A 23928-nucleotide genomic window follows, 5' to 3' on the forward strand; every position below is an offset into this window, starting at 1 on the left:
TATGGAATCGAGATCGCGTATTCCGAGGATTTGGCGTAACGCTGCGCTCTTCCTTCTCCCCCTTGTGGGAGAAGGTGTCGCCGAAGGCGACGGATGAGGGGTGTTCCAGGGAACACCAACGTCTCACTCCGCTGGAACACCCCTCATCCGTCTCGGCGCTACCGCGCCGATCCACCTTCTCCCACAAGGGGGAGAAGGAAGAAGCGCGCTTCACCTTGCCAAACCTGCGAGCCCTGCTATTCTCCCTGCTAAAATAATTTCACGCACAGGCAAACTTGTTTCTCGAACCGCAAGGCTGAAATGAGCCAATCGCCTTACCCCGCCGTCACGGCCGGACCGCCCAGGCCGAGCCTCATCCTGCGGCCCGGCCAAATCGCGCTGCCGCCAGGCATGGAGCGCTATACGATCCAAGGCAATGGCGCGGTGCTGCTCGAGGTCGAGGCCGGCGACACGATCACGGTGCGCAATGTCGAAGGCGGCCAGGCTTGCGAATTGCTGGCGTGGGACCATAGCGGCGTCACCGATCCCGGAATTCTCGGCGAGAAGTCGAACAGCAACGCTGCCGGCATCAAGGCGTTGCTGGCGGCAGGCGACGACAGTCTTGCTTCCGTGCGCCGCGGGCTTGAGCGCCGGCAGGTGCAACTCGATCAACCCAAGGCGGTGCGCGTCTTCGGCGGCTCGACGCCGGCCGGTATGGAACAAACTTTTGCCGTCGCCCGCGACGGCGCTTTGCTGATCGCCGCGCCCGGCGGGCCGATGCTGGTCGATGGCCATGACACCGCGACGCCGCTTACCGTCATGGTGCGCCGCGCCACGGTCCGCCCGAAAACAAAATCCCAGCTTGCCGATCCGCTCGCCGATCCGGTGCTCGACCTGCGCGTCCACTCGGCAACAGCCGAATCCTATTTCGTGAAGGCTGGCGATTATCTGCAGATCATCGATGTCGACGGGCGCCAATGCACCGACTTCCAATGCTTCTCGGCGCGCAAGCTCGACAAGGGCCTTGACCATCCGCTCGACGTGACGACGACGCGCACGCTGATGGGTGCCAGCTATCCGATGCCGGGGCTGCATTCGAAATACTACGACCAGGACATGGAGCCGTTGGTCGAGGTTATCCAGGACACTTGCGGCCGGCATGATGCGTTCGCGCTCGCCTGCGCGGCCAAATATTACGACGACATCGGCTATCCCGGCCACACCAACTGCTCGGAGAATTTCAACCGCGCACTGGCTGGCAAGGGCGTCAATCCCCGTGCCGGCTGGATGGCGATCAACTTCTTCTTCAACACGGCGATCGATGCCCATGGCCTGATGGTTTCCGACGAGCCGTGGTCCCGCGCCGGCGACTATGTGCTGCTGCGCGCGCTGACCGACATCGTCTGCGTGTCCTCGGCCTGCCCCGACGACACCACGCCGGCCAATGGCTGGGATCTGACCGACATCCATGTGCGGACCTATTCCGGCCAGCACAAATTCTCGCGAGCGATCGCCAGACGCATGACGCCCGATTCGGAACCGAAAATGACACGCGAGACAGCCTTTCATTCGAGCTTTGCCAAGCACACCCGCGACTTCGTCGAGTACCGCGGCTACTGGTTGGCCAATTCCTTCGCCAAGGAGGGACCGATCGCCGAATACTGGGCCTGCCGTCAGGACGCGGTGATCATGGACCTGTCGCCGCTGCGCAAGTTCGAGGTCACAGGACCGGACTCGGAAGCGCTGCTGCAATACACGCTGACCCGAGACGTCAAGAAACTCGGCGTCGGCCAGGTCGTCTACTCCGCCATGTGCTACGAGCACGGCGGCATGATCGATGATGGCACGCTGCTGCGGCTCGGCAAGGACAATTTCCGCTGGGTCGGCGGCGACGATCTATCCGGCGAATGGCTGCGCGACACGGCGAACAAGCTCGGGCTCAACGTGCTGGTGCGCTCCTCTACCGACCAGATGCACAATGTCGCCGTACAGGGCCCGAAGAGTCGCGACATTTTGAGGGAAGTCATCTGGACCTCGCCGCTTCAACCGTCGATCGAGGAGTTGGAGTGGTTCCGCTTCGCGGTGGCACGTATCGGCGGCGGCAATGGCATTCCGGTCGTCGTATCGCGCACCGGCTATACTGGCGAACTCGGTTACGAGATCTGGTGCCATCCGCGTGACGCCGAAAAAGTGTTCGATGCGATCTGGGAAGCCGGCCAACCGCACGGACTGAAGCCGATGGGGCTGCAGGCGCTGGACATGGTGCGTATCGAGGCCGGGCTTATCTTTGCCGGTTACGAATTCTCCGACCAGACCGATCCATTCGAGGCCGGCATCGGCTTTACCGTGCCGTTGAAGATCAAGACCGACGACTTCATCGGCCGCGAGGCGCTGATCCGCCGCAAGGAGAACCCACAAAACAAACTGGTGGGGCTCGACATTGACAGCAATGTCGCTGTCGGCCACGGCGATTGCGTCCATGTCGGCCGTGCCCAGATCGGCGTCGTAACCTCGGGCATGCGCTCGCCGGTGCTGAACAAGAACATCGCGTTGGCGAGGCTCGACGTCACATACTCGGCCGTCGGCACGGAGGTCGAGATCGGCAAGCTCGACGGCCACGCCAAGCGGTTGCCTGCGCGGGTCGTCGCCTTCGCCCATTATGATCCGCAGAAGACCAAACCACGCTCCTGAGCGCTGCGCTCCGGCACATGGATTTGGCTTGCCGGTGATGCCCGCAAGCCGCATTGCGGGCTGCGCTCGCAAGCGTGATGTGCACGGCGCCACAAATCGCTTGACGTGAAAGCGCGCCGGATCAATCTTCACTCTTAAGAAAAAAATACGACTGAGTGGAAACACCGGAATCGTACCGATCATTGGCCGGGGAGCAAGCTTCGCAAAGCCGAAGCATCGCCGGCGGGGAACATCAAAAAGGGGAATTCACTGACATGAGCACGATAAGCACTGCCCTGGAGCAGCCTGCCGAAAGCAAGCTGCTCAGGCACATCGACTGGCGCGGCGCCTTCTGGGTGGCGAGCGGCGTTCCGGCGCTGGTCCTATTCTCCATCGGCGGCATTGCCGGCACGACGGGAAAGCTGGCCTTCCTGATCTGGACGGTGTCCATGATCATGGGTTTCCTCCAGTCCTTCACCTATGCCGAGATCGCCGGCCTGTTCCCCAACAAGTCGGGCGGCGCCTCGATCTACGGCGCCACGGCCTGGCTGCGCTACTCCAAGTTCATCGCGCCGCTCTCTGTGTGGTGCAACTGGTTCGCCTGGTCGCCGGTGCTGTCGCTCGGCTGCTCGATCGCCGCCGCCTATATCCTCAACGCGCTGGCGCCGGTGCCGATCTTCACCGAGACATCGGCGGAAGTCGTGGCCTACATCGCCGCGCACGCCGGAACCGCTCCGGCCGACGCCATCGCGGCGGTCACCGCAGCCGCAACGCCGGCGATCCGCAACTGGACGCTTTTCAGCCACACGCTGGGTCCGGTTTCCTTCACCTTCAATGCCACCTTCTTCATCGGCGCCGTGCTGATGCTGATCATCTTCTCGATCCAGCATCGCGGTATCCTCGGCACGGCCAGCGTGCAAAAGTATATCGGGCTGCTCGTCATCATCCCGATGCTGATCGTCGGCGTCGTGCCGATCTTCACGGGACAGATCGACTGGGCGAATTTCTCGCCGCTGGTGCCGCTCGCGGCCGCCTACGCGCCCGAGCCCGGCTCCTGGAACATCGCCGGCTGGACGCTGGCACTTGGCGGCATGTTCATCGCCGCATGGTCGACCTACGGTTTCGAGACCGCCGTCTGCTATACTTCGGAGTTCAAGAATCCCGGCACCGACACCTTCAAGGCCATCTTCTATTCCGGCCTGCTCTGCATGCTTCTGTTCATCCTGGTGCCCTTCACCTTCCAGGGCGTGCTCGGCCTGAACGGCATGCTGGCGACGCCGATCGTCGATGGCTCCGGCGTGGCGGATGCGCTGGCCGGCATGGTCGGCGGCGGCCAGCTTATCCATAGCCTGCTGGTGATGCTGATGATCCTGGCGCTGGTGCTGTGCATCATGACGGCGATGGCCGGCTCGTCGCGCACCCTCTACCAAGGCTCGGTCGACGGTTGGCTGCCGCGCTACCTCAGCCATGTCAACGAGCACGGCGCGCCGACCCGCGCCATGTGGACCGACCTTTGCTTCAACCTGATCGTGCTGGCCATCGCCTCGGCCGACGCGACGAGCTTCTTCTTCATCCTCGCCGTGTCGAATTGCGGCTACATCATCTTCAACTTCCTCAACCTCAACGCCGGCTGGATCCATCGCATCGACAACGGCCATATCGCGCGCCCCTGGAAGGCGCCGACCTGGCTTCTGGGGATCGGGGCGATCTTCGCCTACGTCAACGCGATCTTCATGGGCGCGGGTGCCAAGGTCTGGAATCCCCTGGCGCTATGGGCCGGGCTGATCACCGCTGCGCTGATCATCCCGGTGTTCTGCTTCCGCCACTACATCCAGGACAAGGGCAAATTCCCGGAGCACATGCTGGCGGACCTCGGCATGGCGGGAGCCGACCTCTCGGTCAAAAAGGCGGGCATGCTGCCCTATCTGACGCTGGTCGCCGGCGTGGCGGTGATGCTCATCGCCAATTGGGTGTTCGTCATCTGACCAACGCAATAGGCCGGGCGCCTGTCGGGGCCCGGTCCGCATCTTCCATCGATCCAATCCATCCCTGCGAAAGCCGGGATGGATTTTTTGTTGTTTGCTCTCCTGGCCATTGCGCGGCGACCACAGTCCGAATATGCTTGTTGTACGATCGTTCAACAAGCATATTCGCGAAGTTCCGATGACCTGCAATCCCCGCTACGAAATCCTGTTCGAGCCGATGCGCATCGGACCTGTCACCGCTCCGAACCGCTTTTATCAAGTGCCGCACGCCAGCGGCATGACCAACGCGTTGCCCCGTGTTCGCGCGGCCTTTCGCGAGGCCAAGGCCGAGGGCGGATGGGGCGTGATCTGCACCGGGGCCTGTTCGATCGACCCGAGCTCGGACGATACGCCGCTGCCCTTCGCCACGCTGTGGGACGACAACGATATCCGCGCGCATGCGCTGATGACGGAGGCGGTGCACCGGCATGGCTCGCTTGCCGGTGTAGAGCTATGGCATGGCGGCGCTTCGGTGATGAACAGGACGAGCCGGCTGCCTCCGCTGTCGCCGTCGGGCATTCCGTGGATGGCCACACATGTCGGCTTCATGGGCAATATGCGGCCGAAGACGATGGACAAGGCCGACATTAAAGAGGTGCTGCGATGCCAAGCCGAAGCGGCGCGCAAGGCGCGCACGGCCGGCTTCGACGTGGTCTATGTCTATGCGGGCATGGGTTATCTCGGCTACGAGTTCCTGCTGCCGGAATACAATCATCGCCTCGACTGTTATGGAGGCCCGATCGAGAACCGCGTGCGCTTCGTGCGCGAGATGATCGAAGTCACCAAGGATGCGGTCGGCAAGGATTGCGGCGTCGCGCTGCGTGTCAGCCTCGAGGAACTGCGCGGCCGACCGGGACGCAACCAGCCCTCGGAAGCGCATGAGCTGATCGAACTGCTGGCCGATCTGCCCGATCTGTTCGACGTCAAGATGGATTCCAGCCCGACCGACTGTTCGGCATCCCGCTTCACCGGGGAAGGCAGCCACGAGCCGGTGATCGATTTCGTCAAATCGCTGACGAAAAAGCCGGTGGTCGGCGTCGGGCGCTTCACCTCGCCGGACACGATGGTCTCGCAGATCAAGCGCGGCGTGTTGGACTTCATTGGCGGCGCGCGGCCATCGATCGCCGACCCCTTCCTGCCGGCCAAGATCCGCGAGGGCCGCGAGGCCGAAATCCGCGAATGCATCGGCTGCAATATCTGCATTTCGAGCTGGCATGATGGCGTGCCGGTGCGCTGCACCCAGAACCCGACCGCCGGCGAGGAATGGCGGCGCGGTTGGCACCCCGAGCGGGTCGAACGCACCGACAAGCCGAAACGCGTCCTGATTGTCGGCGGCGGACCGGCCGGGCTGGAATGTGCGCTGACGCTTGGCCGACGCGGCCATGAAGTGATGCTTGCCGACAGCAGCCGGAGCTTCGGTGGGCGGCTGAGCTTCGAGAAGACGCTGCCGGGTCTGTCGGCATGGAACCGCGTCGTCGACTACCGGCTAGGTCGCCTCGGCGAGATGAGCAATGTCTCGCTCTATCCTGAGAGTACTCTCGACACGGATACGATTATCGAGCTTTCGCCAGACCGGGTGGTGCTGGCGACCGGCGCACGCTGGACCGACATGCTCTATTCCTCGCTGGAAATCCCGGTTGGCCGGCTCGATCATGCGAACGTCTTCACACCGGACGACATCGCCGCCGGCCGGCTGCCCGAAGGGCCGACAATCGTCTTCGATTTCGACAACTACTATATGGGCGGCGTCCTCACCGAGCATCTGGCTGCGCAAGGCATTCCGGTCAGTTATGTGACGCCGGCCGGCCAGGTGTCGGCCTGGACGATCATGACCAACGAATTGCCGCTGGTGCATCGGGCGCTGGCACGCCGCAAGGTGCCGGTGACGACGCTGCATCTGCTGAAGGCCTTCGACGGCGAGACGGCAACGCTGGCGCATCTGTTCACCGGCGAGGAGACCCGCGTCGCCTGCCGCTCGGTGTTGATCGTCGGGTTGAGACTACCGCGCGGCGAACTCTTCGAGGCGCTAGCCGAAAGGACGGATGCGCTTGCCGCCGTCGGCATCCGCGGCGTCGATCGGATCGGGGACGCGCTGGCTCCGGGCGCCATCGCGCATGCGGTGCACAGCGGCCACAAGCTGGCGCAGGAGATCGGCGCAAAGGCTAGACGGAGGCCCTATCGCCGCGACACGCCGATCGTCGATGCAGTAGCGGACTTCGAGTTGCGGACGGCAGCCGAATAGAGCAATTCCAGGAAAGGTGTGAAGCGGTTTTCCGTCCAGAATTGCGTCAAACAAGGAGTTCAGAGGCCCATGGAGCGCATCACAGCACGTCGCAGACCCGGCCGCCCGCAGCGCGAGATCGGCGGCATCGAGCAGCGGCCGTGGAAGCAGCTGACGCGGCCCTACGCGCCGATCGAAGTGCTGTCGGCCGATCAGGTGCGGACGATCCACGAAATGGGCCTCACCATTCTCGAAGAGATCGGCATGAAAGTGCTGCAACCGCAGGCGCGCCGACTCTACCGCTCCGCGGGCTGCGATGTCGACGAGGCCAGCATGCGCGTACGCTTCGACCGTGCCATGGTGATGGAGCGTGTCGCGATGGCGCCATCCTCGTTCGAGCTGCGCGCCCGCAACCCGGAAAAGAACGTCAAGGTCGGCGGACGGCACTGCATCCTGTCCTCGGTCGGCGGACCGGCCTATGTCATGGACAATGATCGCGGCCGCCGGCCCGGCACCTATGCCGAGATGTGCGACTACCTGAAGCTGATCCAGTCGTTCAACGTGCTGCACCAGGAAGGCGGTGGGCCGTTCGAGCCGCTTGACCTGCACCAGAACACGCGCCATCTCGATCTCTACTATGCCGAGATCACCTTGCTCGACAAGAACTGGCAGCCGCAGGCTCTTGGCCGGGGGCGCGCCGTCGACGCCCTGGAAATGGTGGCAATCTCGCTCGGCACCACGCGCGAAAATCTTTGCAACGAGATGCCGGTGTTCACGGGTATCATCAACACCAATTCGCCACTGCAACTCGACGAGCCGATGGCCGAAGGGCTGATCGCCTTGGCCGAGCATGGTCAGGTCAATGTCATCACGCCCTTTACGCTGGCTGGCGCGATGAGCCCGGTGACGCTCGCCGGTGCGCTGTCGCAGCAGCATGCCGAGGCGTTGGCCGGCATCGTGCTGACGCAGATCGTGCGGCCCGGCGTGCCGGTCATGTATGGCGGCTTCACCTCCAATGTCGACATGAAGACCGGCGCTCCGGCCTTCGGCACGCCCGAATACACACAGGCCGCGCAGATCACCGGCCAGCTCTGCCGGCTGATCGGCGTGCCGTTCCGCTCCAGCAACGTCACAGCCGCCAATGCGGTCGATGCACAAGCCGCCTATGAGAGCGCCATGTCGCTGTGGGGCTGCCTGATGGGTGGCGCCAATCTGGTGCTGCATGCGGCCGGCTGGCTCGGCGGCGGGCTGACCGCATCGTTCGAGAAACTGGTCATCGATGCCGAGATGCTGCAGATGATGTCGGCCTATTTCGATCCGCCCGTGGTCGACATCGACACGCTGGCCCTGGAAGCGGTGCGCGAGGTCGGCCCGGCCGGACATTTCTTTGGCGCGGCGCATACAATGCAGCGCTACGAGCGCGCCTTCTATTCGCCGCTGGTATCGAACTGGGACAATTACGACACCTGGATGGAGCGCGGCCAGGTCACTGCACGCGAACGCGCCAATGTCGTTTGGAAGCGCATGGTCGCCGAATACGAGCAGCCGCCGATCGATCCCGGAATTGACGAGGCCTTGCGCGACTACATGGATCGTCGCAAGCGCGAAGGCGGCTCGCCGCTGAATTGATTTCAGATATCCCGCAGCGGGCCGACCTGCGCTTCCAGCATCTCGAAGCCGGCCGCCTCGGCGGCCTGTGGCGTCACAACGCTTTCGTCGAGGCACCATTCGAGCCACAGCCCGTCGACCAAAGCGATGAAATTGCGCGCCAGCGCCGGAGCATCGACTTGCCTGCCGCGTGGCCTGGCAACGGCGGCGATATCCTCCGCCAGTTCCGCCCGGTAGGCATCGTAGAGTTCACGATGGGCCGCCTTGAGGCGGGGATTGACGGCGATCTCGCCCCACAGCGACAGCCAGATCAGCAGGTTCTCGCGGCTGAAATATTCGGGCGAGAAGTTGGAGTGGACCAGGGCAGCGAGCGAGGCCTCCGGGGGCCAATCGGACGCCTCGGCGCGACGACGCTTGGCTTCGGCGATCTGGTTGTTGACGCTGGCATAGAGCGAGGATTTGTAGACCTCCACCAGCAGCCCATCGAGGCTTTCGAAGTGGTGGTTGATGAGGCCGCGCGAGACGCCCGCCTCCCTGCAGATCCGATCGATGGTGAAGGCGCCGATGCCGCCGACGGACAGGCAGCGCGTCGCCGCCTCGATGAGCATGGAGCGGCGCACGTCAGCCTGCTCGCGGCTGAAGCGCGGCGGAGCCTTTTTTGCACCGCGCTTCCTTTTTGCACCTTCTGGTTGGGCTTCCGTCATGGACCCCAGCTAGTCGATTGCGCCGTTCGTGTCCATGAAAAGCATTTAGGCCTTCTTCTTGAACAGCACCGGGTTGGGGTGACCGTCCGGATAGATGACCGGGTCGAGACCGGCCTTGTGGATAACGACCAGCGGCTGATGGCAGATGAAGACGAAGCCGCCGGACTGCTCCATCAGGTCCTCCATTCGGTTGGACAATGCGATGCGCTTGGCCTCGTCGCTCTCCGCTACCAGCTGCTGGTAGCTGGTCTCGAACTCGGGACTGTCGAAGCCGGACCAGTTGTAGGCACCGATCTGGTCGGGGCGGAACCAGACCAGGTTTTCGGAAGGATCGATGCCGCCGGCGAAGTCCATCAGCGCCAGATCGATGTTCTTGTAGCCATCGCCTTGCGTCTTGTCGCCGACACCCCAGAAGGCCGCCTCGTCATAGGGCTGGATCTCGATCTTGATGCCGGCCTGTTCGAGGCTCGCCTGGATGATCTGCGCGGTCGCGGTGCGAATGGAATCGTTCATCACGGTCAAGGTCAATGACAAATCGCTGACGCCTGCCTCGGAGAGCAGCGCCGCGGCCTTCCCATAGTCCGGTGCCGCTATCAGATTGCCGGCGCGCGCGAATTTGGTGCCGGGCTGGACGACGCCGGTGGAGCGCTTGGTGAGGTCGTCATAGACGCCAGTGAGGATCTGGCCGACGTCGACGCCGTACTGCACCGCCTGGCGGACCTTCAGGTCCTTGAGGCGCGGGCTCAGCATGTTGATGGTCAGCCAGACATAACGGGTAGACTGTGCCTCGATCAGCGTTGTCCCGGCGGGTGGCTTCGCCTTGACCGCCTTGGTCGCCGAAATGGCGATCTTGGTGTAGTCGAAGGCATCCGCTTCGTAGGCGAGCTGGGCCGCCTGGTCATCCGACACGACATAGATCTCCACCTTGCCGAAATCCGGCTTTGGTCCTGGCCAGTCCGGGTTGGCGGTCAGCGTCACCTTCTGCTTCTGCTGCCAATCCGAGAAGAGATACGGGCCGCATGTCGCCGGCGGCTGCGTGGTGAATTTGCCGCCCGCTTTCTCGGTGCCGGCGCGGCTGATGATGTGGCCGCCATAGTAAGGCAGGCTGGTGACGAAGATCGGCTGATAAGGCTCCTTCAAGTGGATGATGCCGGTTCTGCTATCGACGACCTCCACGCGGTCGAGCTTCTCGAACTGGTAGGCCCAGGGCGAAGCGAGGGCCTTGTCGGCGATACGCTCGAAGGAGAATTTCACGTCGTCGGCGGTAACCGCGCCGAAGCCGCCAGACCATTTCAGCCCGTCGATCAGGGTGAAGGCAATGGTCTTCGGGTCTTTCTGTTCGAGCTTTTCCGCGCCCCACAGCGACCAGGGCGAGCCTTTCCTGATGTCGCCGAAATGGTTCAGCGAGACATAGATGCCGCGCATCATGACATCCTCGATGCCGCCATTCATGAAAGCGGGATCAAGGCATTGCAGATCGCCCTCCATGCGGATGCGCAACGTGTCACCGGCAGCCGACCAGGCAAAGCCGGGATTCATCGTGAGACCCGCGCCCAGCGCGCCGGCCGCCTTCAGGAATGCACGTCTGTCCATGTTCCACTGCGTCATGTCAGTTTCCCCTTTGGTTTGCGGAAGCGCGTGAGAAGGCTTCCCGTTCTTGCCCGCCTGTCTCCAGCGGGAAATGGCAGCGCACCATCCGGCCGGCGCCCATCGGTCGATAGGCCGGCGGCTCTGTCTTGCAGCGACCCTGCGCGATCGGGCAGCGCGTGTGGAACTCGCAACCCGAAGGCCGCCGGAACACGCTGGGAATCTCGCCGGTGACGGCAGGGTTCCGGCTGCGCCGGCGTGGATCAGGAATGGGCTCGGACCGGATCAGCGTCGCAGTGTAAGGATGCATCGGTGCGGAAAATACAGCTTGCGTCGGGCCGGTTTCGACCAGCCGGCCGAGGTACATGATGGCGAGCCGGTCGCTGACGTGACGGATCATGGCCAGATTGTGGGTGACGATCATGGCGGCGAAGCCGAGTTCGCGCTTTAGCTCGCCGATCAGGTTCAGCACGTCGCCCTGCACCGAGACATCGAGGCCGGCGGTCGGCTCGTCCGCGAGCAGCAGATGCGGCTTCATCGCCAAGGCGCGCGCGACGCCGACACGGCGCGCTTGCCCGCCGGAAAGCTCGTGCGGAAAGCGGTCGACGAAGGAGGCTGGCAGGCCGACCAGCGCCAGCAGTGCCTTGGCGGCGGCGCGGCGGTCCGGCATCGGTACGCCCTGGATCACCTGCGGCTCGGTGAGCAGCGTGCCGATGCGCAGGCGCGGGCTGAGTGAGGCGACCGGATCCTGGAACATCATCGCCGAGCGCCGGCGCATGGCGCGGAAATCGGCCGGCGTCGCGACATTCCTGCCCTCGAAGGCGATGCGGCCAGAGGCAGCCCCGACAAGGCCGAGAATGGTGCGGGCGAGCGTCGTCTTGCCGGAACCGGATTCGCCGACCAGCCCAAGCGTTTCGCTTGGCATCAGCGACAGTGTCACGTCGTCGATGACGTTGAAGCCCGGCAGCGGGAACGGATTGATCAGGCGGTTGAGCAAACCACCGCTGGTGAAACTCACCGACAGATCCTCGACGGCAAGCAGCGGGCTCATGGGGTCACCGCATGGCAGCGCGCGACGTGCGAAGCGGCGAGTTTCACAAGCGGCGGCGCGACGGTGCCGCACGGCGCGAAAGCCTTGTCGCAACGTGGCGCATAGACACATCCCGAGGGCGGCTGGGTGAGGCTCGGCAATGAGCCGGGGATAGTCGGAAGCCTGTCCAGCCGCTCGTGGAAGCGGGCTGGATCGCAGGCGAGCAGCGCTTGCGTGTAAGGGTGCCTGGCATCGTGGAAGATCGCGTCGACCTCGCCGCCCTCGACGACCTCGCCGGCATACATGACATAGACCCGGTCGCAGAGTTCGGCGATGACGCCGAGATGATGCGAGACGACAATGATGATGCCGTTGTATTCGCGCCTGAGCTCACGCAGCAGATGGATGATCTGCGCCTCCATGGTGACGTCGAGCGCCGTCGTCGGCTCGTCGGCGATGAGCAGGCCTGGATCGGTCAGCAGCGCTGCGGCAATGGCGACGCGCTGGCGCATGCCGCCGGACAGTTCGTGTGGATAGCTGCGCATGCGGCGTTCGGCATCGGCGATGCCGACGCGGTCAAGCATGGCGGCAATGCGCGCCCGCTTCTGCCCTCGGCCAAGGTCCTTGCGATGATGCTGGAAGTCGACAAGCTGATCGCCGATGGTCAGCACCGGGTTGAACGCCGTCATCGGATCCTGGCTGACCAGCGCGATCTCGTCGCCGCGCAGCAGGCGCTGTCGATGCGCGTCGAGCTTTGCCAGGTCGACGCCGTTATAGCGGATCGACCCGTCGATGTGGGCATTGGCCGGCAGCAGGTTGGCGAGTGCGGTGACGAGCGTGGACTTGCCGCAGCCGCTCTCGCCGACAATGCCGATCACCTCGCCCGGATGCGCCTCGATGTCCACATGGCGCAGCGCATGCACAGCGCCATGCGGCGTCTCGTAGCGGACGCTGAGGTCGCTGGCGGCGAGCGAGCCGGTCATGCCGGCCTCCGCAATTGCAGGCGCGGGTCGAGATAGTCGCGCAGGCCCTCGCCGAGGAAGGTGAAGCCGAGTGTCGCTAGCACCAGCGGCAGTCCGCCGAAGATGACCATGAAGGGCGCCGAGCGGATCGAGGTGTAGCCGTCATAGAGGATAGAGCCCCAGGACGGCGTCGGCGGACGGACACCAAGGCCAAGGAAACTCAGGCCCGCCTCGACCATGATGACGACCGGGATGTCCATTGACAACAGGATGATCAGCGGGCCGACAACATTGGGCAGAAGGTGGATGAAGATGATGCGCGCGGCGCTGGCATCGATCAGTCGTTCGGCGAGGATGTAGTCGCTGTTCTTCAGCGCCAGCGTCTGCGCCCGGATCAGCCTGGCGTAGCTTGGAAAGGACGTCGCGGCGATGACGATGATCAGCGTGCCGGTGCCGGCGCCAAGCACGGTGATGATGGCGAGCGCGAACATGATCATCGGCAGCGAGTTCAGGCTGTCGAACATCAGCACCAGGATGGCGTCGAGCCAGCGCGGGCCATAGCCGGCGACCAGGCCGAGCATCAGGCCGATGGCGCCGGCGATGGCCACCGACACCATGGCGATGGTGAGCGCCGTGCGCGCGCCGTAGATGACGCGCGACAGCAGATCGCGGCCGAGATGGTCGGTGCCGAACCAGTGGTCCGCCGACGGCGGCTGCAGCTTGTGCAGCACGTCGATCTTGACAGGGGAATAGGGCGCCAGCCACGGCGCGAAGATGGCGGTGAGGAGGAAGCCAGCGACCAGGATCAGCGCCACGCCGGTGAACGGATCGGCAAGCAACGCGCGCAGCAGGACAAATCGTTGTCGATCGGGCATGGATAAAGAGGCCTCAGCCACGGAAGACATCACGCACCCTCGGGTCGAGCCGCGCGATCAGCAGATCGGCGGCTATGGTGATGGAGACGTAGATGGCGGTCATGATCAGCACCGTGCCCATGACGACCGGGTAGTTGCGGGTGTTGACGGCGTCGGTGATCAGCTTGCCGATGCCTGGCCGGGCGAACACCGCCTCGACGAAGACGGCGCTGGACAGGATGCTGCCGAGGCCGACCGCGACCAGCGAGATGGTCGGGATGATGGCGATGCGCAACGCGTATTTGGAGACGATCTTCCACTCGGGCAGGCCGAAGGAACGGGCGGTGCGGATATGCGGTTCACCCATCACCTCCATCATCGAGGCGCGCACCATGCGGGCGATGTAGCCGATCCAGCCGAGCGCGATCGCCGCGGCCGGCATGACCAGCGCCTTGGCCTGGCTGATGAAGTCGCCGGCCTCGCCGGCGCCGATAGCCGGCAGCCAGCGCAACGTGACGGCAAAGACGAGCAGCGAATAGATGGCGACGACGAAGGACGGCACGGCGATGACGCCGACCGAGAGCACGCCGATGACGGCATCGGCTGCCGTGCCGCGCCGCATTACCGACAGGCAGCCGAGCGGCACGCCGATCAGAAGTGCTACCGCCAGCGCGGTCAGGCCAAGGATCAGCGTGTTCGGCAATGCCTCCAGCACCAGTGTGGAAACGGGCCGGTTCGACCAGACGTCGTAGCCGAGATTGCCGGTCAGAGCGTTGCGGAAGAATTCGACGATCTGCCACCAGACCGGCTGGTCGAGACCCATGCGCTCGATCAGCAGCCGCTTCAATTCCGGCGTGGCGCGCGGGCCGAGCGCGACTGTTGCCGGATCGCCCGGCACGAGGAAGACGGCCGCATACATGGCGACCATGACGAGGACGAGGATCAGAAGGCCGAGACCGATGCGCTTCACTGCATATGCAAGCATGGTCCGCCTCCCCTTCTCCTCAGGCGAAGTCGCGCCTGATGCGCCGGGTTGCCGAGGCGCTGTGGACGAGCTTGCCCCGTTCTCGCGCCTCGAGGCGCCAACTCAGATTGAAATGGGTTTCATCCGATGTCAGTTCGGTCACCGCCGTCGCTTCGGTGTCGGCGTCGCCGCTGACGATGGTCCAGCGGTATTCGGTGACGAGCTTGGCCGACAGTGGATCGCCGGCACGAATGCTCATCGTGTCGCTGTTGGCCGACGAGACTGTGATGGCGCGATCCTCATAGCGCCTGCGTCCATGATCGGAGGTCAGCGCGATGATCTGCATGCCACTTCCGACATCATCGGTGACGATGCGGCGGTCGAAACCCTCATCCAATGTCGTGGTGGGAATCGGTGGCGCGGTCTCTGCCGGCTCGAAGCGGACATCGCGGTCGCGCGGCGATGGCGGGCGCACCGGAAGCATAATCGTGCTGTCGCCGGTCATGACAGATAGCGTCGAAAGCTTCGGCTGCGGCCATATGATCGGCCAATGCTGGTTGGCCAGCGCCAGACGGATGCGATGGCCTTTGGGAACAATGCGGGCGAAATCGTTGAGCTTCAGCTTGAAGCGAAAAGGTGTTCCGACAGGACATTGTGTCGGATGCTCATGGCTGTCGCGGTGGCTGAGATTGAGCACGCCATAGGTCATCAGCGCCGAGGTGCCATCGGGATAGACGTCGCATAGCCGGGCGGCGAGATTGACATGCGGCTGGTCGACGCTGACGAGCAGATCGAGCTCCGGCGCGCCGAGCAGAATGAGGTCATCTTCCAGCGGCGGCGTGTCGAAACACAGCGCCATGCCATCCTCGCGACGCTGGTCGGTGGGCATGTCAGGACACGAGCCGCCATAGCCGCCCCAGCGGCCGCAGTCGCGCCCGGCGGTAGCCGGCGAGCGGACGAAAAGCGTGGTGCCCGGCGCGGGCACGCTGCCCAGCCCGGTGGCGTTCAGATGCAAGGCGCGACACTCCACGCGCGGCGACGGCCACGCATCCTCGGCGGCCCAGCTTCCGGCGTGATCCGGGAGGTAGAAAGGTTGCGGCCGCTCCTCGCCGGTGACCCAGACGCGGTAGAGCGGCTCATCCATGATGCCGGTGTCTTCGCCACACAGCCAATGGCGCCACCAGCGCAGCGCCTCCTGCAGATAGCCGATCAGCGGTCCCGGCGCGCCACGGCAGGGATAGGCGTGTGACCAAGGCCCGACGATGCCGAGCTTCGGCCCGGGCAGATGCTCGAGCAGGCGGGGCACGAAGTTCGAATAGCTGTCTTCCCAGCCGCACACGGCCATGACAGCGCATTCGATCGCCGCATGATCCTCACAGACCGACCCCTGCCGCCAATAGTCGTCGCGGCGCTGATGCGCGAGCCAGACTTCCGAAAGCGAGCTTGTCGCCGCAAGCCGGCTCATCCACATGGCACGCCAGGCGTCGCCGACGATCTGCGGATCGGGCGCCATGGCCTTCTTCACCAGCATGAAATTCGACCACATCTCCTGCTCGGTCAGCAGCGCGCCGCCCATATAGTGGATGTCGTCGGCATAGCGGTCGTCGGTAGCACAGTTGGCGATGATGGCTTTCAGGGCCGGCGGTCGGCGCGCCGCAACCTGCAGCGCGTTGAAGCCGCCCCAGGAAATGCCGGTCATGCCGACATTGCCGTTGCACCAGGGCTGGGCCGCCAGATGGGCGATGATCTCGCAGGCGTCTTCCTGTTCGCGCGGCAAATACTCGTCTGCCAGATCGCCGTCGGAATCGCCCGAGCCCCTGATGTCGATACGGGCGCAAGCGATGCCGTGGCCGGCAAGCCAGGGGTGGATGTCGATATCGCGGGCAACGGTGCCGTCGCGGCGCCGATAGGGCACCATCTCGACGACGACAGGCACCCTTTCCTCGGTGCGCGGGCGCCACAAGGTCGCGGCGATGCGTGTACCGTCGGCCAGCGTGATCCACAGCGGATCGACGGTTTCGACGGCAAAGGGGAAGTCGGTCCTTATCACGGCAGGCACTCGTTAAATCGCCTTGTTGAACGTTCGTACAACAAGGCGATTTAACGCGCAATCCCACATCGCGCTTTTAGGGGCCAAATATCGCGCAAGCCCAGCGCCGATCATGCGGACCGGTGGAGAGAGACCCGGAAATTGGGTGGTGGAAGCGAACGTGCCAGCCGGACCGCACGGCCCGGCCGGTGCGATTTATTCGGCGGCCAGTGCCAGTTGCGGCCTCTCGGCAGGCAGCTTGGATTCGGACGTCTGTTCGTCGATCTTGGCCTTCTTCGGCTCGCGACCGAAGAACAGGGCGTAGCCGGCTGGCAGCACCAGGATGGTGAGCACGGTGGCGACGAGAATGCCGCCCATCATGGCGTAGGCCAGCGGCCCCCAGAACACGGCACGCGAGATTGGGATCAGCGCCAGCACCGCCGTCATCGCCGTCAGCACGATCGGCCGGAAACGGCGAACAGCCGAGCCGATGATGGCCTCGGAACGGTCCATGCCAGTGGCGATGTCCTGATCGATCTGGTCGACCAGGATGATCGAGTTGCGCATGATGATGCCGAGCAGCGCGATGACGCCGAGGATGGCGACGAAGCCGAACGGCGCGCCGCTGATCAAGAGGGCGGCGGCCGCACCGATGATGCCGAGCGGACCGGTCGCCAGCACCAGCATCGCCTTGCCGAAATTCTGCAGCTGGATCATCAGGAGAACAACGATGATGGCCAGCATGACCGGCGCCTTGGCGGCGATGGAAGCCTGGCTTTCAGCCGAATCCTCGGCGCCGCCTTGGATCTCGATCTTGTAACCGGGCGCCAGGCCATCGCGCAGGCCCTGCATGTCCTTGTACATCTTGGCCACGACATCGTTGGACTGTATGCCATCGGGCAGCGTGGCGCGCACGCTGATGGTCGGCAGACGGTCGCGGCGCCATTCTATGCCTTGCTCCAGCACCGGCACCACCTTGGCCAACTGCGACAGCGGCACGAAGCCACCGAAGTCGGTCGGGATATAGACGGAATCGACCGAGGACAGCAGGCTGCGGCTGGCATCCGGCTCGCGGGCCACAATCGAGACCGTCTCCTCGCCGTCGCGGAAATTGTCGAGCGGCGCGCCGGACATCGTTGCCTGCAGCATCTGGCGGATGCGCTGCGAGGTGACGCCGAGCGCACGGGCACGATCCTGGTCGATGACCAGCTTCATCGCCGGCACCGGTTCGAGCCAATCGTCATGAATGGCGCCGAGCAGCGGATTCTCCTGGAACTTCGCCTTCACCTGATCGGCGATGCGGCGCACCTCCTGCCGATCCGGACCCATGACGCGCATCTGCACCGGCCAGCCGGTCGGCGGTCCGAGGAACAGCCGGTCAACCTTGGCGCGGATCGAGGGGAAATCCTCGGCCAGAACGGTGCGCAGCTTGACGATCAGCCGCTCGCGCGCCGGCTCGTCATTGGCCATGACCAGCATCTGGGCAAAGTTGGGATTGCGCAGCTGCTGGTCGAGCGGCAGGAAGAAGCGGGGCGCGCCTTCGCCGATATAGGTGGCGATGAAACGCTTGTCTTTGTCGTCCATCATCTTGGCTTCGAGGGCCTTGGCCTGCGATTCGACCTCCTTGATCGAGGTGCCTTCCGGCAGCCAGAGGTCGACGAGAATCTCCGGCCGCGACGACTGCGGGAAGAAATTCTGCGGGATGAACTGGAACGCCCACAGGCTGGTGCCGAAAGTCGCCAGCGTCATCGCCAACACGATAATGCGATGGCGCACGGCCCAGCCGACGGTGGCACGCAGCCGCCGGTAGAAGCGCGTGTCGAAGGCGTCATGATGCGTACCGGCATGCTTGCGCTGCTTGAGGATCATGTGACCGAGCCACGGCGTGAAATAGACCGCGACGAACCATGACACGACCAGCGCGATGCCCACAACATAGAACAGGGTGCGCACATACTCACCTGCGGTCGAGGCAGCGAAACCGACCGGGATGAAGCCGGCGGTGGTGATGAGCGTGCCGGTCAGCATCGGGAAGGCGGTCGAGGTATAGGCGAAGCTCGCCGCCTCGACCTTGACCAGCCCCTCCTCCAGCTTGCGTTCCATCATCTCGACGACGATCATGGCGTCGTCGACGAGCAGGCCGAGCGCGATGATCAGCGCGCCCAGCGAAATGCGCTGCAGGTCCATGCCAAGCTCGTACATGATGGCGAAGGTGGCGGCCAGAACCAGCGGAATGGCAATGGCGATGACCAGACCGGAGCGCCAGCCGATCGAGAGGAACGAGACGACAAGCACGATCAGCAGCGCTTCACCGAGCGCATGCATGAACTCGCTGACGGCATCCCTGACAACCTCGGGCTGGTCGGAAATCTGGTCGACGGAAATGCCATAGGGCAGCGCCGCCTCGAAGCGCTTGTAGGTCGCCTCGACATCCTTGCCGACATCGGTGACCTTGAAGCCCTTGGCCATGACGACGCCAAGCTGCACGCTGTCGTGGCCATTGAAGCGGTATTTGCGCTGGAAGGGATCTTCGAGACCCGAGGTCACGGTGGCGATGTCGCCGAGCCGGGTGACCTGACCACCAGCGCGCAGGCGCAGTTCCCTGATGTCGGCGGCCTTGCTGACGTCGCCTTCGACGGAAATGCGAACCGAATTGACGCCGGTGTCGACGGCGCCGGCCGGATCGACATTGTTCTGGCCCTTGATCGCGTTCTGCAGGTCGGTCAGCGTCAGGCCGCGCTCGGCCAGCGCTTTCGACGAGACGTCGATATAAAGTTTTTCCGGCTGATCGCCGATGATCACCGCCTTCTCGACGCCGGGCGTCGTCAGAAGCATGTCGCGCGCCTGGATCGCGAATTTCTTCAGCTCGGGATAGGAGAAGCCTTCGCCGCTGATCGAATGCAGCGTGATGAAAGTGTCGCCGAACTCGTCGTTGAAGTAGGGGCCGAGCAGGCCCTGCGGCAGGTCGCCTGATATGTCGCCGACCCTCTTGCGCACCTGATAGAAAGCGTCCGTCACCTCCGCGGCATTGGTATCGCCCTTGATCTGCACCGTGATGATGGCGCTGCCGGCGCGGGTGAAGGAGCGTACGAAGTCGAGATGCGGCGTCTCCTGCAGCTTGCGCTCGATCTTGTTGACGACCTGGTCCTCCATCTCGTGGATCGAGGAGCCCGGCCAGATCGCCTGCACGACCATCACCCGGAAGGTGAAGTCGGGGTCCTCCTTCTGGCCCATGCGCATCAGGCCGAGCGCGCCGGCGATGATGATGAGGCCGAACAGGAACCGCGCGATGGAGGGATGGCCGATGGCCCAGCGCGAAAGGTTGAAGGGCCGCTTTTCTTCAGTGGAGGTCGTCATCGGTGCTGATCCACTTTGCTTGTTTGCCGGCGCCTGATGCTTCGACGAAGCGCGACGCGCGAAACGAAATCATCTGCGTTCGATACCGGCTTCCGGGCGGCGCGACTCTTCGAGCGGAGAGACACTCATCGCGGTGGGGCGCGAGGATCGATGCGGGGGTACATCGGCCTTGACGTCTCGACCTTCGGGCGTGCGCCGCCCGGAAACCTGCGGCCGCGGGAACGCGCGGCCGATCTGTCTGTCGTCAGCGCAGCCGGCTGGCGTCATCGCTCTCGGCGGAGGCGGATTGTTGCGTCATGCCGCCGGCGAGCTTCACCTTCAGATTCTCGGTCATGAACTGGGTGCCGGCGGCGACCACGATATCGCCGGGCTTCAACCCCTCGGCGACACGCACGCCACCTGCAGCGAACTCGGCGACCTTGACCGGACGGGCATGGACGGTGTCGGCGCCGCGGTCGACGGTCCAGACGATCGACTGGCTGTCCTTCTGCGCCAGCGCGCTCAGCGGGATAGACACGAGTTGCTTTTCGTTGGCCGCCGATGCCTCGACATTGGCGGTCATGCCGAGCAGCACGCGCGGGTCGTTGGGCAGGCTGACGCGGACGGCAAAGGTGCGCGATTGCGGATCGGCGCTGCCGGCAACCTCGCGGACCTTGCCGTCGAGCGCCAGTGCACTATCGGACCAGAAGCCGGCCCTGACGATCTTGCCCGGCTTGAACTCGGCGATTTCCATTTCCGGCACCGCGATCAGCACTTCCTTTTCGCCGTCGACCGCGACCGTGACTACCGGCGTGCCAGAGCCGACCACCTGGCCGACATCCGCGTTGACCGCGGTGACGATGCCGTCCCTGTCGGCCTTGAGATCGGTATAGCCGACCTGGTTCTTGGCCTGGTCAAGCGACGAGCGGGCGGAATCGCGCGTGGCGACGGCCTGGTCATAGGTCAGCGTCGCCTGTTCGAGCTGCGATTTCGGCGCGAAGTTCTTGGCAAAGAGCTGTTCGGCCCGCTTGCGGGCGAGCTCGACGGTCTCGACCTGCCGCTCGGCGGCATCGAGCGCGGCTTGCGCACTCTTGACCGAAAGGTCGTAATCGGAGGGATCGATGCGGGCGAGCACGTCGCCGGGCGCCACACGCTGTCCAATGTCGACAAGGCGCTCCGTGATCTTGCCGTTGACGCGGAAAGCCAGGGCGCTTTCGGTGCGGGCTCTTACCGACCCCGAATAGGACAATGTGCGGGTATCATGCGCCTGGGCGATCTCGACGACCTTGACCGGGCGGATGATATCCTTGACTTCGGCTTTCTCCTGGCTGCAGCCGGCAAGCCCGAGGGCCGCGACGATCAAGCCGGCGACCGGCAATCTGCGGAGGATGGAATTGGACAAAGACACCTTGGCACTCCCGAACTGGAGATGAACTGTCGACCGGCGCCCGGCGGGCGGCGGCTATTTCTTCAGGGCCTTGATCGCGTAATCGATAAGGTCGTCGGGCATCGCCCGGTTGGTCTTGGCGAGGCACTGCGCCACCATCTGCGGATGGCACAGGATCACGGTGGCGGCGCCGAAGCAGCGTGACGCGATCACCGGATCCTGCTCGGCGAACTCGCCGGCCTCGATGCCCTCGCGGATCACTTCCGCTAAAAGGTCGTGGATGCTGTCGACATGCCTGTCGATGACGCCCCAGTCCCGTTCGAGCGCGACGATGACCATCTCGTGGACCTTCTGGTCGTCGAGCAACACCTCCATCGTCATCTTGTACTGCGCGTGGACGTAGCGCCGCAGCCGCTCCTCGGCGCTGATCGGCAGACGGGAGATCTCGTAGGCCATCTTATAGCTGACACCGAGCATGCGGCCGCAGACAGCCTGGTGGATTTCGACCTTGGAGGCAAAGAAACGATAGATGTTGGCGGGCGACATGCCGAGCTCGCGGGCGATGTCGGCAACGTTGGTCTTGCCATAGCCGTAATGGCGGAACAGGCGCTCGGCGCAATCGAGAATACGGGTGACATTCTCCTGTCTGGCGGCATCGGCCATGTTGGCAGCTTCGGACATCTTCGCTTTCGATTTATTAGTGACGAATTTCAATTTTCGTCAGTCGTAAATCGAAAGAGGCCTTATGTCAACGCGAAATCGGCGTACGCGTACGATTGGTGACATATGGTGACAATGACAAGCAACGACGATCCCAAGGTTTCAGCGACGTCGCTTCGCGACTGCTTCACCCTAGGATGGCGAAGTCAGGTACCCCTGGCCATTTCCCGCAGCCGGAACTTCTGGATCTTGCCGGTCGAGGTCTTGGGAATTTCGGCGAAAATCACCGCTTTCGGCACTTTGAAGCGGGCGAGCAGCGTGCGGCAATGCTCGATGATCTCGGCCTCGGTCGCGGTCTTGCCGGGCTTCAGTTCGACATAGGCCACGGGCACCTCGCCCCATTTGTCGTCAGGGCGCGCCACCACGCCGCAGGAGGCAACGGACGGGTGCTTGTAGAGCGCGTCCTCGACTTCGATCGAGGAAATGTTCTCGCCGCCAGAGATGATGATGTCCTTGGAGCGGTCCTTGAGCTGTATGTAGCCGTCGGGATGCATGACGCCGAGATCGCCGGAGTGGAACCAGCCGCCGGCGAAGGCTTCGCCACTCGCCTTGCGGTTTTTCAGATAGCCCTTCATGACGATGTTGCCGCGGAACATGACCTCGCCGATGGTTTCGCCGTCGGCCGGCGTCGTTTTCATCGTCTCGGGATCCATGACGCTCAGGCCTTCGAGCGCTGCATAGCGCACGCCCTGTCTCGCTTTCTTGCCCGCCCTCGCCCCCTTGTCGAGCGCGTCCCAGTCACTGTGCCACTCGTTGACCACGGCGGGGCCATAGGTCTCGGTCAGGCCGTAGAGATGGGTGACGGCAAAGCCGGCGTCGGCCATGCCGGACAACACGGCTTCCGGCGGTGGTGCGGCCGCGGTGTTGAAGGTCACCGTCTGCGGGAACTGGCGCTTGTCCTCCTCGCTGGCGTTGATCAGCACCGACATCACGATCGGCGCGCCGCACAGATGGGTGACGCCATGGTCGGCAATGGCGTCGTAGATCGGCTTCGGCCGCACCCAGCGCAGGCAGACATGCGTGCCGGCCTGGACCGCGAGCGTCCAGGGGAAGCACCAGCCGTTGCAATGGAACATCGGCAGCGTCCAGAGATAGACGGCGTGCTTGGCCATGCCGGCATGGATGGTGTTGGTGTAGGCCATCAGCGCCGCGCCGCGATGGTGGTAGACGACGCCCTTGGGATTGCCTGTCGTGCCCGAGGTGTAGTTGAGCGAGATGGCGTCCCATTCGTCGTCGGGCATCGACCAGGCGAAATCCTCGTCGCCACCGGCGACAAACGCCTCGTAATCCATGCTGCCGATCCGCTCGCCCTTGGAATAGGGCGCGTCGGTGGCGTATTCGGGATCGTCGTAGTCGATGACCAGCGGCCTGACCTTGGCCATGTCGAGCGCTTGCCGGACGACGCCGGAGAATTCGCGATCGACGATCAGCAGTTTGGTCTCGGCGTGGTCGAGCTGGAAGGCGATGACGGCGGCATCGAGGCGGGTGTTGAGCGAATGCAGCACCGCCCTAGTCATCGGCACGCCGAAATGCGCCTCCAGCATGGGCGGCGTATTGGACAGCATGACGCTGACCGTGTCGCCCTTGCCGATGCCACGCTTTTGCAGCGCCGAGGCAAGTTTCAGCGAGCGGCGCCAGAAATCGCGATAAGTGACGCGCTGGTCGCCATGGATGATGGCGATGTGATCAGGATAGGTCTTTGCCGCCCGCTCCAGATAGGTGAGCGGCGTCAGCGGCTGATGGTTGGCCGCATTCCGGTCGAGATCCTGCTCGTAGGGATTTCCCATCCCGTCCTCCCCAAAGTCCTTTCAAGCTTTCTAACCTTAGGCCTCTCCTCAGGCTATCCCCTCGAA

16 protein-coding genes are annotated in these 23928 nt (G+C 64.0%); 5 read left to right on the plus strand and 11 right to left on the minus strand.

Annotation, left to right across the window (positions count from 1 at the left end):
* The 5 genes from FJ958_RS31810 to FJ958_RS13950 form a co-directional block, all read left to right on the plus strand.
* The coding region (locus FJ958_RS31810; RefSeq protein ID WP_210243446.1) for a hypothetical protein at positions 1 to 257 on the plus strand (257 nt) is incomplete at its 5' end.
* 43 nt (positions 258 to 300) lie between these two features.
* The gene (locus tag FJ958_RS13935) at positions 301 to 2670 is read left to right on the plus strand and encodes an aminomethyltransferase family protein (RefSeq protein ID WP_140743459.1); all 2370 of its coding nucleotides are present in this window, start codon (positions 301 to 303) and stop codon (positions 2668 to 2670) included.
* 254 nt (positions 2671 to 2924) lie between these two features.
* The gene (locus FJ958_RS13940) at positions 2925 to 4634 is read left to right on the plus strand and encodes an APC family permease (protein ID WP_140743461.1); all 1710 of its coding nucleotides are present in this window, start codon (positions 2925 to 2927) and stop codon (positions 4632 to 4634) included.
* A 178-nt stretch (positions 4635 to 4812) separates the two neighbouring features.
* The gene (locus FJ958_RS13945) at positions 4813 to 6915 is read left to right on the plus strand and encodes an FAD-dependent oxidoreductase (protein ID WP_140743463.1); all 2103 of its coding nucleotides are present in this window, start codon (positions 4813 to 4815) and stop codon (positions 6913 to 6915) included.
* A 69-nt stretch (positions 6916 to 6984) separates the two neighbouring features.
* Entirely contained in the window at positions 6985 to 8523 is a 1539-nt protein-coding gene (locus tag FJ958_RS13950) for a trimethylamine methyltransferase family protein (protein ID WP_140743465.1), read from the plus strand.
* A gap of 2 nt (positions 8524 to 8525) precedes the next feature.
* Here the strand turns inward: FJ958_RS13950 and FJ958_RS13955 are convergent, their stop codons facing one another.
* The 11 genes from FJ958_RS13955 to FJ958_RS14005 form a co-directional block, all read right to left on the minus strand.
* Entirely contained in the window at positions 8526 to 9122 is a 597-nt protein-coding gene (locus tag FJ958_RS13955) for a TetR family transcriptional regulator C-terminal domain-containing protein (protein ID WP_246679593.1), read from the minus strand.
* A 129-nt stretch (positions 9123 to 9251) separates the two neighbouring features.
* Positions 9252 to 10814, minus strand: a complete 1563-nt coding sequence (locus FJ958_RS13960; RefSeq protein WP_140743469.1) for an ABC transporter substrate-binding protein — start codon at positions 10812 to 10814, stop codon at positions 9252 to 9254.
* 1 nt (position 10815) lies between these two features.
* A complete protein-coding gene (locus FJ958_RS13965) occupies positions 10816 to 11844 on the minus strand; it encodes an ABC transporter ATP-binding protein (protein WP_140743471.1) in 1029 nt (342 codons plus the stop codon).
* On the minus strand, positions 11841 to 12806 hold the full coding sequence (locus FJ958_RS13970; RefSeq protein ID WP_140743473.1) for an ABC transporter ATP-binding protein: 966 nt from the start codon (positions 12804 to 12806) through the stop codon (positions 11841 to 11843). The genes FJ958_RS13965 and FJ958_RS13970 overlap by 4 nt, the downstream gene beginning before the upstream one ends.
* Positions 12803 to 13660, minus strand: a complete 858-nt coding sequence (locus FJ958_RS13975; RefSeq protein WP_140743475.1) for an ABC transporter permease — start codon at positions 13658 to 13660, stop codon at positions 12803 to 12805. Before FJ958_RS13975 ends, FJ958_RS13970 begins: the two co-directional genes overlap by 4 nt.
* A gap of 13 nt (positions 13661 to 13673) precedes the next feature.
* Positions 13674 to 14624, minus strand: coding sequence for an ABC transporter permease (locus FJ958_RS13980; RefSeq protein WP_140743477.1), 951 nt, complete (start codon positions 14622 to 14624; stop codon positions 13674 to 13676).
* 19 nt (positions 14625 to 14643) lie between these two features.
* On the minus strand, positions 14644 to 16653 hold the full coding sequence (locus FJ958_RS13985; RefSeq protein ID WP_140743479.1) for a CocE/NonD family hydrolase: 2010 nt from the start codon (positions 16651 to 16653) through the stop codon (positions 14644 to 14646).
* A 195-nt stretch (positions 16654 to 16848) separates the two neighbouring features.
* On the minus strand, positions 16849 to 19989 hold the full coding sequence (locus FJ958_RS13990) for an efflux RND transporter permease subunit (RefSeq protein ID WP_140743481.1): 3141 nt from the start codon (positions 19987 to 19989) through the stop codon (positions 16849 to 16851).
* 244 nt (positions 19990 to 20233) lie between these two features.
* Complete coding sequence (locus tag FJ958_RS13995) at positions 20234 to 21376, minus strand: efflux RND transporter periplasmic adaptor subunit (protein ID WP_140743483.1); 1143 nt, start codon at positions 21374 to 21376, stop codon at positions 20234 to 20236.
* A 54-nt stretch (positions 21377 to 21430) separates the two neighbouring features.
* Positions 21431 to 22036, minus strand: a complete 606-nt coding sequence (locus tag FJ958_RS14000) for a TetR family transcriptional regulator (RefSeq protein ID WP_140743485.1) — start codon at positions 22034 to 22036, stop codon at positions 21431 to 21433.
* Positions 22037 to 22221: 185 nt separating this feature from the next.
* A complete protein-coding gene (locus FJ958_RS14005; RefSeq protein ID WP_140743487.1) occupies positions 22222 to 23862 on the minus strand; it encodes an acyl-CoA synthetase in 1641 nt (546 codons plus the stop codon).
* Positions 23863 to 23928 lie beyond the last annotated feature (66 nt).

It is taken from the genome of Mesorhizobium sp. B2-3-5 (assembly GCF_006442395.1).
Classification (GTDB): domain Bacteria; phylum Pseudomonadota; class Alphaproteobacteria; order Rhizobiales; family Rhizobiaceae; genus Mesorhizobium.